12 protein-coding genes are annotated in these 13,071 nt (G+C 47.0%); 4 read left to right on the top strand and 8 right to left on the bottom strand.

Features of this window, described 5'->3' with window-relative positions; genetic code table 11:
* The first annotated feature begins 58 nt into the window (after nucleotides 1–58).
* On the top strand, nucleotides 59–964 hold the full coding sequence (locus FLAVO9R_RS00330) for a LysR family transcriptional regulator (protein ID WP_126872693.1): 906 nt from the start codon (nucleotides 59–61) through the stop codon (nucleotides 962–964).
* A 132-nt stretch (nucleotides 965–1,096) separates the two neighbouring features.
* Nucleotides 1,097–1,858 (top strand): MBL fold metallo-hydrolase, encoded by a 762-nt coding sequence (locus FLAVO9R_RS00335; protein WP_159527930.1) that lies wholly within the window; start codon nucleotides 1,097–1,099, stop codon nucleotides 1,856–1,858.
* Nucleotides 1,859–1,946: 88 nt separating this feature from the next.
* Here the strand turns inward: FLAVO9R_RS00335 and FLAVO9R_RS00340 are convergent, their stop codons facing one another.
* Nucleotides 1,947–2,291 carry a carboxymuconolactone decarboxylase family protein gene (locus tag FLAVO9R_RS00340; RefSeq protein WP_159527931.1) on the bottom strand — a complete coding sequence of 115 codons (345 nt, stop codon included), beginning with the start codon at nucleotides 2,289–2,291 and terminating at the stop codon, nucleotides 1,947–1,949.
* 227 nt (nucleotides 2,292–2,518) lie between these two features.
* On the opposite strand from FLAVO9R_RS00340, the gene FLAVO9R_RS00345 reads away from it, so the two are divergent.
* Both FLAVO9R_RS00345 and FLAVO9R_RS00350 read left to right on the top strand, forming a co-directional pair.
* The gene (locus FLAVO9R_RS00345) at nucleotides 2,519–3,913 is read left to right on the top strand and encodes a YcjX family protein (RefSeq protein ID WP_159527932.1); all 1,395 of its coding nucleotides are present in this window, start codon (nucleotides 2,519–2,521) and stop codon (nucleotides 3,911–3,913) included.
* Nucleotides 3,906–4,880 carry a DUF697 domain-containing protein gene (locus FLAVO9R_RS00350; RefSeq protein ID WP_159527933.1) on the top strand — a complete coding sequence of 325 codons (975 nt, stop codon included), beginning with the start codon at nucleotides 3,906–3,908 and terminating at the stop codon, nucleotides 4,878–4,880. The genes FLAVO9R_RS00345 and FLAVO9R_RS00350 overlap by 8 nt, the downstream gene beginning before the upstream one ends.
* Nucleotides 4,881–4,984: 104 nt before the next feature.
* Here the strand turns inward: FLAVO9R_RS00350 and FLAVO9R_RS00355 are convergent, their stop codons facing one another.
* From FLAVO9R_RS00355 to thiC, 7 genes are all read right to left on the bottom strand, one after another.
* On the bottom strand, nucleotides 4,985–6,211 hold the full coding sequence (locus FLAVO9R_RS00355) for a threonine/serine ThrE exporter family protein (protein ID WP_159527934.1): 1,227 nt from the start codon (nucleotides 6,209–6,211) through the stop codon (nucleotides 4,985–4,987).
* Between the two features lie 376 nt (nucleotides 6,212–6,587).
* Nucleotides 6,588–7,712 (bottom strand): 2-iminoacetate synthase ThiH, encoded by a 1,125-nt coding sequence (gene thiH / locus FLAVO9R_RS00360; RefSeq protein WP_159527935.1) that lies wholly within the window; start codon nucleotides 7,710–7,712, stop codon nucleotides 6,588–6,590.
* A gap of 7 nt (nucleotides 7,713–7,719) precedes the next feature.
* Nucleotides 7,720–8,487, bottom strand: coding sequence for a thiazole synthase (locus FLAVO9R_RS00365; protein ID WP_159527936.1), 768 nt, complete (start codon nucleotides 8,485–8,487; stop codon nucleotides 7,720–7,722).
* A complete protein-coding gene (thiS, locus tag FLAVO9R_RS00370; protein ID WP_159527937.1) occupies nucleotides 8,488–8,697 on the bottom strand; it encodes a sulfur carrier protein ThiS in 210 nt (69 codons plus the stop codon). It abuts the gene before it with no gap.
* Complete coding sequence (locus FLAVO9R_RS00375; RefSeq protein ID WP_159527938.1) at nucleotides 8,688–9,449, bottom strand: HesA/MoeB/ThiF family protein; 762 nt, start codon at nucleotides 9,447–9,449, stop codon at nucleotides 8,688–8,690. The genes thiS and FLAVO9R_RS00375 overlap by 10 nt, the downstream gene beginning before the upstream one ends.
* Nucleotides 9,442–11,067 (bottom strand): thiamine phosphate synthase, encoded by a 1,626-nt coding sequence (thiE, locus tag FLAVO9R_RS00380; RefSeq protein ID WP_159527939.1) that lies wholly within the window; start codon nucleotides 11,065–11,067, stop codon nucleotides 9,442–9,444. Before thiE ends, FLAVO9R_RS00375 begins: the two co-directional genes overlap by 8 nt.
* A complete protein-coding gene (gene thiC, locus FLAVO9R_RS00385; RefSeq protein WP_159527940.1) occupies nucleotides 11,064–13,001 on the bottom strand; it encodes a phosphomethylpyrimidine synthase ThiC in 1,938 nt (645 codons plus the stop codon). The genes thiE and thiC overlap by 4 nt, the downstream gene beginning before the upstream one ends.
* Nucleotides 13,002–13,071 lie beyond the last annotated feature (70 nt).

Here is a 13,071-nt window from a genome sequence, read left to right on the forward strand (position 1 = left end):
CACTGTTTTTCAGCGTAGTTTGTTGTGGGGCGGTTTAGGTATTAAAGGGAAAGCCTTAATGCAAGATAAACGGCAATTTGAAAAGCTCGACTTAAACTTACTGAAAGTGTTTGAAGCCTTGTGGCAGCAGCGTAACATGACCCATGCCGCAGAGTCGCTGCATATCACGCCATCAGCGGTTAGCCACGCCATGCGACGGTTTCGCGAAATTCTTGGCGACCCACTATTTGCTCGTGAAAAAAACCATATGCTGCCTACGGCCGCCTGCGAACGGTTAGCACCTCAAATTCTAGAAGCGTTAGCTAATATTCGCCGCGCACTAAGTGAATTTACCGAATTTAATCCTGCTCACAGCCATCAGCGCTTCGTTATTGCTATGCAAGAGTCGCTAGAGCTTAGTGTTTTACCGGCACTACTAGCCAAGCTTGAAGTTCACGCCCCTAATGTCGAAATTGTGAGTGCGCGATTAAATCGCGACACCATGGTAGCCGACCTAAGTAATCGCAATTTACATTTAGTGGTAGACATTGGCCGGCCCATTTCACCGCCAGTTGAACATTGTTTGCTAACCCGTGATAACTACGCCGTACTAATGAATACACAGCATGCTTTGCGTGATAGCCTAAGTGCAGCGGCTTATTTAAATGCGCGGCATATTACGGTGTCGAATCGAATAAAAGGGGCCTCGGTAGAGGAGATTGCCCTACAGCAACTTGGAGTCAGCCGCCCTTCGCTATGGCGTTGTCAAAATTATCGGGCTGCGGCAGAGGTTACCGCGAACACCAACGCGCTGTTAACCTTACCAGGCTCTATTGCCAGCGCCCTTGCTGACGAAAACTTAAGTATCGCGGCACTGCCCTTCAACTTACCCGCATTGGAAACACATCTGTACTGGCATCAGCATCAAGAAGGCGAGCCAGGGTTAATGTGGCTTAAGGCTCTGGTATTACAGTTGTTTGCTTGATCTGGTTGTTATGTGTAATGTTTGTTAGTATTTCAGTACGAATTGTTGGCGTGTTTTGCTACAAAAATAAGTCACACCCACAATCCACGTAGTATTAACGACAGCGTTCAACTCAACGCCATGAGAATCTAAATGAAGATCCATACCCTTTCGGGCTACATTCAACACATCTATCTAGCAGAGCACGAGCATGGCTTACTGCTATTAGATGGGTGTAGTCGCGCCGATGTAGAAACGGTGAGCCAGTTTATTACTGAGACCTTACATCGGCCTTTAAGCGACCTAAAATTGATTGTGGTAACGCACATGCACCCTGATCATGCTGGTGGCGCTGCAAGAATTAAGGCGTTAACCGGGGCGTCTATTGCCGCGCACCCAAAAGCAAAAAGCTGGTATGCTGGCTTAATGGGCAGAGCAGCCCACGCCATTGATTTGGGCCTGACGTGGTGGGTAGCAAACCGCATAGGTAAGCAGCGTGAGTCTATTTGGTATAACCCTGTATTGCGGGCTGATATCTTGCTGGAAGACGAGCAAAATCTGCCCTTTTTTAACGAGTGGAAGGTACTTTATTCTCCGGGGCACACTGACCACGATCTTACCATTATGCACGAACCTACGCGGCAAGCGTACGTGGCCGATTTATTGGTAAAAGTAAAAGGTGAGTTAGTACCACCTTACCCCTTATGCCACCCAAATCAATATCGAAAGTCGCTACAACGTATTGCGCAGTCGTCTATAGAAACTATTTTTTGCGCCCATGTTGCACCGGTACAGTTGGCTGATATTCCTTTTGATCACGTTATCGAGAACGCGCCTACCCTGCCCAAGAATCACTGGCATTCAGCCAAAAACCGTATAAATCGAAAGCTGTTTGGCAAAACCGCTAAGCACTAGTGCATTTTACGACAGTGAAGTGCGAAAGGGATTGTCGTGCCAGCCCATTTCGTAAATGCTTCAGTTTGCGATATTCGGCTAAAGCATATTACTCCTTGGTAAATTGCTCGTAGGCTAACATGGCATCAGCAGCGTACATCAGCGAGGGGCCGCCACCCATATAAATGGCCATTCCTAGGGTTTCTTCTAACTCTTCTTTCGTTACCCCTAAATCGACCAGTGCTTTTACGTGAAAGCCAATACAGCCGTCGCACCGTGTTGAAATACCAATGGCCAATGCAATCAGCTCTTTGGTCTTTTTATCTAGCGCGCCGTCTTGAGTCGCGGCTTTCGCCATGGCTGAAAACCCTTGCATGGTGTCGGGTATGCCAGCACGAAGCGACTTCATGTTATCCGAAATGCGTTTAGTTATATCAGGGTACGACTTGCTCATTTGATCATCCTTTTTACTATTAACGGTAAAGACTAAGCACAAAGTAAGTAAATATTCATATGCACACAATCTTATGTATCAGTGCATCATATTATGGTCAATATAGAGTACGGCGAAATGGTGGAAGTTGTAACAAAACGTGCAATATGCTTGTCTTACATCAATTAATGACCACATTATGTAGAAGCACGTATGTTTAAGTGCAACTAAAAGGAAACGGGTGGCTCATGCAAAACAGTTTGTCTTCTTTACTTGATAAGGTGCGCTCAGCCGCGTCTGCATCAGGGGAAACCCTGTCTGATATCTTCAGTAAAGAAACCCATAGGTTTACCATTACCGGCTTAAGCCGAAGTGGCAAATCCATGTTGTTTACCAGCTTAATGACCATGCTGAAAAGTCGTAGCGAAGAGGGTTATGCTTGTATGCCTTTGTTGCGATACCTTCCGCCTTCACAGGTTGAGTTCATGCGGATTGAACCCATAGACGGGTACAAGCCATTTCCTCTTGATGAGAACATGGCTTCACTGGCTGAGGGCCGCTGGCCTGCCGCTACGGAAGAAGCTTATGGTTTTAAGCTTATCGTGCGGTTAACACAAACCACCAGTATTAAGCGCCACGTGCTACCCCATACCGATATTGTTTTTGAGTTTATCGACTACCCAGGGGAGTGGATAACTGATATTCCCATGCTAGGTAAAACCTACGCCCAGTGGTCTGATTCTGCGTGGGCACAGTTAAGCAGCGGCCCCCAACAGCATTTTGCGAATGAGTGGAAGGTCGTTGTGAATGCCTTTGACTTCGAGCAATCACCTACTCAAGACAATATTAATGAACTTGTAAGTGCCTATCGACACTATTTAGTGATAGCGAAAAAAAATGGTATATCCCTACTACAACCTGGCAGTTTTTTATTAGATTCAAGTGATTTTGATTGGCAGCAGCTAGGGTTTGCGCCGTTACCGTCGAGTATTACCAGCGATGTATCTCATCCTTGGTACAAAGCATTTGAAAGCCATTTTACTGCGTTTCAAAAAGACTGGTTAACGCCGTTAAAGCAGTCTGTGTTCCGGGAAACGGACAAACAAATTATTTTGGTGGATTTATTCGAGGGGTTAAATCACAGCCGCCAGCATTTGTATCAGTTAAAAGAAACACTCAGTCATTTGGCCGACACCTTTGTGTACGGCCAAACAGGGTGGTTTGCCCGCAATGTTATGCGCAAAGAAGCTATTGGAAGAGTGGCTTTTGTGGCCACAAAAGCTGATTTAATTCCGGTGTCTGAACGTGAAAACTTGCTATCGTTACTCAAGCAGGTTACCGAAGGTGCCAGAGCCCGTTTTGTTGATAAACCCATTCAGTTTGAGCATTTTTTAGTATCGGCAATACAAGTGACTGATGAAGGTAGCTCGCCGAACGCATTGCGTTATCAAGATACCGAAAATGGTTACGTAGAAGCAGCATTTGAACCTATACCTGCTTCACTTAAAGCCATGGAAGCAGATGCACACTTTCCTGTATTGAACACCCAAGTGCCCCAAGATTATATGGCGCGAATACTATCCGGCAGAGGGTTGGACAGATTACTCCAATTCTTGTTGGCCGAAGGAGTTTCCAATGAATAAGCCAAGCGCGATGAACGAACAAAACTCGATGGATGAACAACGCTCGATGGACAAAAATACCGAGAAACCAGCAAGTGCAGCTGGGCCCGCCTATCGCCCCAAAGTGGTACAGCAGCGTCTAGATATTACGCCACCCGATACAGCGATGCCCGCAAAAACTGAAACCAACGAATGGCAAATGGACAGCGCAAAAGCGCGTATTTCTACTGGTGGATTAACCTTGGGGCTAGGTGTACTTTCCATTATTGGCTTCTTCGTTTTCGATGCCTACACCACGCTTACCGCAAGCGTGGCCGAGCACCCTATTGCTAGCACTGCTTTGGCAGCAATGCTTAGCGGGTTTGTAGCCTGTTTCAGTTATTTAAGCTTTCGAGAATGGCGAGGTTATAAGCAAATTAATAAGGCCATTGATGATGGGCAAACTATTGCATCGTTAACGGGTGAAGACAGCATTGAGACCGTTGATAAGGTACTCAAACGCCATGGTAGCCTTTTTACCTCATCGTCTTATGCTGCGCATTGTTTCGCTATTTACCAAAACCAGTTACATAATGATATGTCTGCCAAAGAGCGACTTGGGCTGTATCACGATACGGTGTTAAACGCGGTTCAGCAAAAAGCGCAGAAAGTGCTAAACAAAGAATCGATTACCGCAGGAAGCCTGGCGTTTATTAGCCCGAATAACTTAATTCAAACCTTTGCGGTGATGTGGATAAGCTTTCGTACCATAAGACGCATGGCCAAAATTTATGGCCTTCGACCAGGCACCATAGGCAATTGGAAACTACTCGGCGTATTAGCACAAAATATTGCTGCGCAGGGCGTTTTCGATTTGGCTACTGACGAAGTCGCCAATCAAATTGGTGGCTCGTTAAGTGCAAAATTTATGGAAAACTCCGCTGAAGCCGTCGCTGCGGGAGCGCTAAATGTGCGTTTAGGAAAGGCGTTAATGAAGCTATTGAAATAAAAGTAAATAACAGCGTTATTTATAACGCTGTTATTTTTATATGATCATTTTAAGAGTATGGACACGAAGCGAAAATTCGATCAGTCGTGCTCAGCTACCATAAGCTAAAGGGCTTTTTTAGTTGGCATCACAACGTTGGCAAAAATAAGCCCTGCTACTAGCGACATAAAGATCAAGAACACTTCTTGGCCTAAGTGATCGGCTTGTACAAAGTCTTGCCCCGAAATAAACGAGTTCAACCCAATATAAGTTTTAGATCCCGGCACCAATACAATTAGCCCATGCATAGCCACAATGGTAGCAGGCTGATTTGCAATGCGGGTGAAAGCATTGGCAAAAAGTCCTAGGGCGAAGGCACCCACGAATGCGCCTAACCCTGGGCTCATGTAATCAGCACTCCACGCCGTGGCACTGTAGGCAATAAAGGCCGCCGCCATCGCCCATGGAATATGTTTCACCCGGGTGCGAAAAATTGCCACTAGCGCTAAACATAATAGAAATACCGATAACCACGTTGCCCAATAGGGCAAAGATTCGGCCGGTTGATATACGTTCTCGCCAAATAAACTAAAGCCTGCTGATACTCCTAAAAAAGCACCGAAATAAAGCTTAAACAACTGCATTACAGCGTCCATGGTGCGGGCCGTGCCCGATACCATATTGCGGGACGAAAGCTCGGCCAACCCCATGGTAAGTGCAAGCCCGGGAACAAATACTATCACCGAGGAAAGTACAATAAGAGGAATGTTAATACCTGGGTCGATGTAAGTACCAATAGCACACGCGAGTAGAGCAGCAATAAAAGCGGTGGCGGGTTCAAGCATTAAGTTAATCCGCTTAGAGCGCTGCGACCATAATGTCCACACGTAGGCAAGCAAGCCTAACAAACCCGACCAACCGATTTCAGCCCAACTCGCACCCATTAGCATAGCAAATGCGCTGGTAGCCATACCGAACGCGCCGCCAGTTAGCCACTTACCATACGGGCTACCCATAGCATCAATTTCATCAAGGCGTTTATCGGCTGCTGCTAGGGTAAGCTCACCGTTTAGTAATGAGCCTGCAAGCTCGTCGGTAAGCGATAACGCGTTCATGTCTAAGTCGCCTGGAAGTAGGCGTGAGGCATGGTTGTATTCGTCTTCATGTCTGTCACTCCAAATAACAAAAGTTAATGAAGTGGGCGTGGAGATAAATGAAGCGTGCACGCCTAAGTAGCTGGCAACTTCTAATAAGTAAGCTTCTAGTCGGAAAGCAGGCGTGCCGTATTTATGCAGCATTTTGCCAAGCTTTACAATAAATCTCCGAATTTGAATAAATTCTACAGTGTCCAACGACTTGTCCTACTTTAGGCGGCTATGTTTTAAAAAAGCTAAGATTGCATTCGCCGTTAACAACGGCTGCGAAGAAAGCCAAACAGGTATTTAGTGGTACAAATGGTTTGGCTAAAATTTGCGCGGATTGTAGAGCCAAAATGGCCATAACGCAAAAAACATTTATTAAATTTTCACGTTAGAAAATCTAATGCACTTTTTCTACTAAGATGCGTCACCAGGAGGTCGACCACCAGAAGGGCGCTTACTGTGAGGAGCAGCTCTGGGAGTGCCTCGCTTGGCATCGCACTGCATGCTGTTACCCTGAACAGTGCAACCTTGAGGTACACTGAAACAGGCGAAAGTGTGTGACTAAAAAAAGATATTTATTGAATGGCTAACTAAAAGCCATCCAATCTTTCCATACCGGCTCTAATCCTTTTGCTTCAATGGCGGCGGCTACCAAATTTACGGCGCGGGTGTCATCTATATCAAACTGGTTAAGCGCTTCTGAAGGCGCACTATAACCGCCTGGTTGCGTTTGTGACCCTGCTGACATAGACGTTATACCAAGTGGTAACACACCATCGCGAAAACGCGCCGATTCACGGGTTGAGAGTGATAGTTCAGCTTGTGGGTTAAACAAGCGGTGAGCACAAATCAATTGCAGTAACTGCGTTTCGTTAGGAAATTGTTGGGTTAATAAATTAGCGGAATCGTTGGTGTTGCCTTCGCACTGTCGTAATCGCGGGAAAGAAATAGCCACCCGACTTCGCCAGTAATGCTGCTGAACAAGCTGCCCGTGCAGGGCTGTCATTACACTATCGGTACGCCAATCACCTAACCCTAATAAGGCACCAATGCCTATTTTATCGATACCTGCTGCGCCAATACGATCGCTGGTCTGTAAACGCCATAAGAAATCCTGCTTTTTGCCTCGGGTATGGTATCGCGCGTACGCTTGAGGATGATAGGTTTCTTGGTAAACCAGTACCGCATCCACCCCTAGGGTCTTTAAGGTTTCATAGTCTTTTTGTGGCAACGGTTGCACTTCCATCATTACGTTGCTCACTTTAGCCCTGATTGCCGGTAGCACTTCACTAAAATAAGACATGCCTACCTTTTGCTCGTGCTCGCCTGTTACCAGCAATACTTGTGAAAACCCCATATCGGTAATAGCGTCTATCTCGGTTTCTATTTGGCTCAAATTCAGCACCGTACGCTTTATTTTGTTACTCATGGTGAAGCCGCAGTAAGTACATTCGTTCGCACACAAGTTGGCAAGATATAGCGGTACAAATAACCCCATGGTATTGCCGAATCGGGCGCGGGTTAGCATTTGTGACTGCGCGGCCATCTCCTCTACATAAGGCGTGGCAGCAGGCGATATTAGCGCCATAAAATCATCTAAATTGCGGTTGGTTTTACCTAACGCTTGCTCTACGTGCTTGTTGGTTTTACTTTGAATAGAAAGCGCTATATTCGATAAATCTTGCGACATGAGTGTGCTTGCAATACGCATGACCAAATTACTCCTGCACCAAAAATTGCGTTAAGGGGCTGGAAGGTTTGGCATCTTGCTGTGTGTCGGGCATGCCCGCTTCGTAGGCTTTACGCCCTATTTCAACGGCTTTAGAAAAGGCGCTCGCCATGGCAACAGGATGAATGGCGGTAGCAATGGCAGTATTCACCAACACGGCATCGGCACCCATTTCCATGGCCGCCATGGCTTCGCTAGGTTTGCCAATACCCGCATCAACAATAACGGGCACATTCGCTTGTTCAATAATAATGCGCAAAAAAGGCGCGGTTTGTAACCCTTGATTGGTGCCAATAGGGGCGCCTAATGGCATAACCGCTGCGCATCCCACTTCTTCCAACCGCCGACAAAGCACAGGGTCGGCATGGCAATACGGCAATACATTGAAGCCTTTTTTCACTAATACTTCGGCGGCACGTAGGGTTTCGATAGGGTCTGGTAAAAGGTGCTGTTGGTCAGGGTGTATTTCTAACTTTATCCATGGAGAACCGAGCACTTCATAGACTAACTCAGCAGCAAAAATGGCTTCCTGTGCGTTTTTGGCGCCAGAGGTGTTCGGTAATAGTGTAACGTCTAATTCTCTTAACAGTGCTAAGGAATTATCATGCTCAATATGCGCAGAAAGTCGCTTCATGGCTAACGTTACCATAGTGCTTTTGGCACTTTTCACGCTGCGTTTCATGATGCTTGGCGAGCTGAATTTACCTGTACCCATTAATAGGCGAGATGAAAATGTCTGATTTGCTAAGGTAAGCATTTACCCTCCTGCTACAAGCGTGAAAACATCAAGCTTATCGTTGTTTTGTAAGTGGACTTCATCCCAAAGCGGCTTGGCCAGAATATCGCCGTTTTTAGCCACGGCCGTGCCGTCTTGATTTATGCCTTGAGTTGTTAGAAAAGCTAACACCGAGGTGTTTGGTGCGCAGTTCACCTGTGCACCATTTATCGAAATACTTATTAAGGGCATTGGCATACCTCGCAGTGAACAAAGGCTGGAAGTGAAAAAGACTGAAACTGCGCGGTGGCCACATTCATAATATTGTATTGCCCCCACGTAATGTTTGCCTTCGGGTTCGCCATGTACAGCAATGCTTGTGTGGCTTGAAAGCATGCTGCCATGCCTACCACAGGGCCTAAAATACCTTGACTGATGCAGTCTTCTTGTACCCTTGTGTGCGCAAGTAGGCATGCGTAGCAGCCACTGTTTTTTTCACTCAATTGCAGGTTTATCGCTTGCCAGCTGTACTGGCTGGCGGCAGCAATAAAAAGTGCTTTGCGCTGGTTAACGCAAGCGGCATTAATGGCTTTTCGGGTAGTGATGTTGTCACTGCAATCCAGCACGCACTGGGCACCGGTTATCAGCAACGGTAAGTTACTGCTATTTGCGTGAATTTCGGCTAGTTCAATCTGGGTGTGGGGGTTTACTAGGCGCAACTGGGCATAGCTGGCTTTTGTTTTGTATTGGCCAATATGTTCTTGGTTAAACAGCACTTGCCGATGGATGTTACTCTTATCAACAGTGTCGTTATCTACCAGCAACACTTTGCCAATACCTGCACCCACCAAGTAACGCGCAACTAAGGTACCTAGCCCTCCAAGCCCGATAACAACAGCGTATGCTTGTTTCAGGCGAGCTTGCCCTTCTTCGTCAATGTCATCAAGCAGCAACTGGCGACTGTAACGGCTGATGTCATCGGCAGAAAGGTGTGCACTATTCATAGCTAAGGCCGTGTTGAACTAATGCGCCAGGCTCGGTAATTCTGTCTACCATGTCTTCGCCATTATCTTCGGCATCATTCATCCGCCTTAACAAGTCGTGAAATGCCGCAGCGGGGTCCGCTGCTTGTGTAACGGCACGCACAACGGCAATACCCGACACGCCAGTACTGGCTACCGTGATAATTCGTGACGAATTAATACCCCCAATGGCCACGGTAGGGATATCTGCACAAAGCCGAACGTAACGTGAAAGGCGATCGAGCCCTTGCGGTTTGGACGGCATGTCTTTCGTGGTGGTGGGAAAGATATGACCAAGTGCAATGTAAGAGGGGTTTAGCCATTTAATGCGCTGAAGTTCACAGTAACCGTGGGTGGATATACCCAATCTAAGTCCCGCACGCGAGATAGCCTGTAAATTCGCCGTTTCGAGATCTTCTTGCCCCAAATGTACGCCGTAGGCACCATGCTTGATGGCTAATTCCCAGTCATCGTTAATAAACAACTGACAAGATGTGTTCTTTACTATCTCTACAGCCTTCGCTATTTGTATCGACTTGAAATCTTCAGTGCCAAATTTTGTTCTCAATTGAATAATCACGGCGCCTGCTTTTACCAGTACCTCCAATTGCGATACATCGCTAACCACTGGGTATATCCCTAGTGACGTGTTGGTTAATTTAGGGAATTGCATCGGGGTTTTGTGCGAAATAGGGTCATTTTCACCATAGCGGACAGAAGGATAGTGTACCGGCGTTAAAGGAAAGCCAACTAAACCTGCGCAATGAATTTGGTCGGCAGAACAGACAGAACTGCTTGAAAATACCGACGCGTTACGCACTTTATGCAGGTATGCATTAGCAAGGGTTAGCGCATCTTGAATATCATAATCACTTGCCACAAAACCGGCTAATGCACTGGAAAACATGCAACCTGTGCCTCTAAGGTTACCCATGTTGTCTCGGGGTTGTTGGAAAATTCGAATCGCCTGCGCTGACACGAAAGTATCAATTGCTGTACTTTGCCAGTGGGCGTGGCCGCCTTTAACGTAAACAGCTTGAGCCCCACGGGCAATAAGCGCTTGTGCCGCGGCTAATAGAGACTTTTCACAGTGCACAGGCCAGCCGGTTAACTGTGCTAACTCTTTCACGTTAGGGGTAACAACATCCACAGTCGCAATAAGCGTATCAATACTATGTTGGCTGAGTTCACCTAAAACGCCTCCTGACGAACTTACCAATACAGGATCCCAAACGACAAAACAGTTAGAGGTTTTATACTGTTTTATTTTTACTACATGCTCACACAAAAATAGGGCTTGAGCAGAGTTTGCAATAGCGCCAATCTTTATTGCCCTAGCTGGAAGGTCGCTTTCGAGTGCTTGCCATTGTTCATTGAGTGTATCGATACTTAACGCGGATGCACTTCGCATTATCGAATGAGATTGGTTTGCGACCTGGGTGGTTAATACGCATGCATGCACATTTATATCAGCAAGGGTAATGGCGTCGCGGGTTATACCCGCGCCTCCACTTGTATCTATGCCACCAATTGCCCATACAACGGGTTCCTCGCTCATGGCTTGTGTTGCTTTAAATAAGCCTCTTGTTGTTTCTATCACGGCAGCTGCACCTTGGTATCGGCACCGTGATATAGCGCAGCTCCAGAGTTATTAAAGGCGGTAGCCATGTCTTGCATGCCTTTTTCTTGCAGTGCTTTTTCTTGAAGAGCACTGTCTTGTTGCGCAGCTTCCTGATTAGCTTTGGCTACATCTCGCACTTCTTGAGAAATTTTCATAGAGCAAAATTTGGGGCCACACATAGAACAAAAATGTGCCACTTTACCCGAGGCCTTGGGCAGGGTTTCATCGTGATAAGCGCGGGCGGTATGGGGGTCTAATGCGAGGTTGAACTGGTCTTCCCAACGAAACTCAAAACGGGCTTTCGACATGGCGTTATCGCGAATTTGCGCACCAGGGTGGCCTTTGGCTAAGTCGGCCGCATGTGCCGCAATTTTGTAGGTAATTAGCCCCTGCTTAACATCTTCTTTGTTGGGTAAACCCAAATGTTCTTTAGGAGTAACGTAACAAAGCATGGCGCACCCGTACCAACCTATCATGGCGGCACCTATTCCAGATGTGAAGTGGTCGTAACCTGGCGCAATATCGGTAGTAAGGGGGCCTAATGTGTAAAAAGGCGCTTCATGGCAATGGGTTAACTGCTCTTCCATATTGGCTTTGATCATGTGCATTGGCACATGCCCTGGGCCCTCAATCATAACCTGAACATCGTATTCCCAGGCTATTTTAGTCAGCTCACCTAAGGTGCGAAGTTCAGAGAACTGGGCTTCATCATTTGCATCAGCCACACTGCCTGGGCGTAATCCATCACCTAAAGAAAGCGATACATCGTAGGCGGCGCAAATTTCACAAATATCGCGGAATCGTTCATACAAAAAGCTTTGCTTGTGATGGCTTAAGCACCACTTGGCCATAATCGAGCCACCGCGGGACACAATACCCGTTACCCGGTTTGCGGTAAGCGGTACGTATTCAAGCAATACGCCTGCGTGAATGGTGAAGTAATCTACCCCTTGTTCGGCTTGCTCAATAAGGGTGTCTTTAAATAGCTCCCACGTAAGGTCTTCGGCTACGCCGTTTACTTTCTCAAGCGCCTGATAAATGGGAACGGTGCCTAACGGAATAGGGCTGTTGCGAAGCAGCCATTCGCGGGTTTCGTGAATGTTGCGGCCGGTGGATAAATCCATAAGCGTATCGGCGCCCCAGCGTGTAGACCACACTAGCTTTTCTACTTCCTCTTCAATAGATGAGGTGACTGCTGAATTACCAATATTGGCGTTAATTTTGACTAAAAAATTGCGGCCAATGATCATAGGTTCTAGTTCAGGGTGGTTTATGTTCGCGGGAATAATCGCGCGACCAGCTGCCACTTCTTGGCGAACAAACTCAGGAGTAATGTTTGAAGGCAGGTTGGCCCCGAAGTGCTCGCCTTTGTGTTGATTGCTTAGCGGGCTGTCTTTTAGTGCGTCGCGGCCCATGTTTTCGCGAATGGCAATATATTCCATTTCGGGCGTTATTATACCTTGGCGAGCGTAATGCAGCTGGGTCACATTTTTGCCATCTAGAGCTTTGCGTGGTTTCAGCGTGCGCGTGAAACGAAAATCTTCAGTGACAATATCTTGCTCACGTTGCTTCGCGAAGTGCGACGATACCCCTTCAAGCTGGTACGTGTTTTCGCGGGCTTTAATCCAGCTTTCTCGTAGCGGCGCCAACCCTTTTTGCACGTTAATGGTAACGTCTGGGTCGCCGTAAGGACCGGAAGTATCGTAAACCCCAATGGGTGGGTTACTTTCAAATATAGGGTTTTCTTCGGTGCCGCCAATTAAGCTGTCGTGCTGGTGAATTAGTCGCATGGCAACGTTAATATCGTCGCGGCTGCCTTTTTCGTAGTGACGAGTAGAATTAGGGTAGGCCTCACCGGCCAATTGATTAATAAAGTCTTGCGCCTGTTGGCGCTGTTCGCGTCGAGTCGACATAGCATTTTCGCCTGTTAGTTTAGGTTATAAAATGCTTGTCAGGAGTGGAGGAGAGAATACAAAGTGCGCA

Origin of the sequence: Alteromonas sp. 38 (genome assembly GCF_902506055.1) — a bacterium.
In the GTDB taxonomy this organism is placed as follows: Bacteria; Pseudomonadota; Gammaproteobacteria; order Enterobacterales; family Alteromonadaceae; genus Alteromonas; species Alteromonas lipotrueae.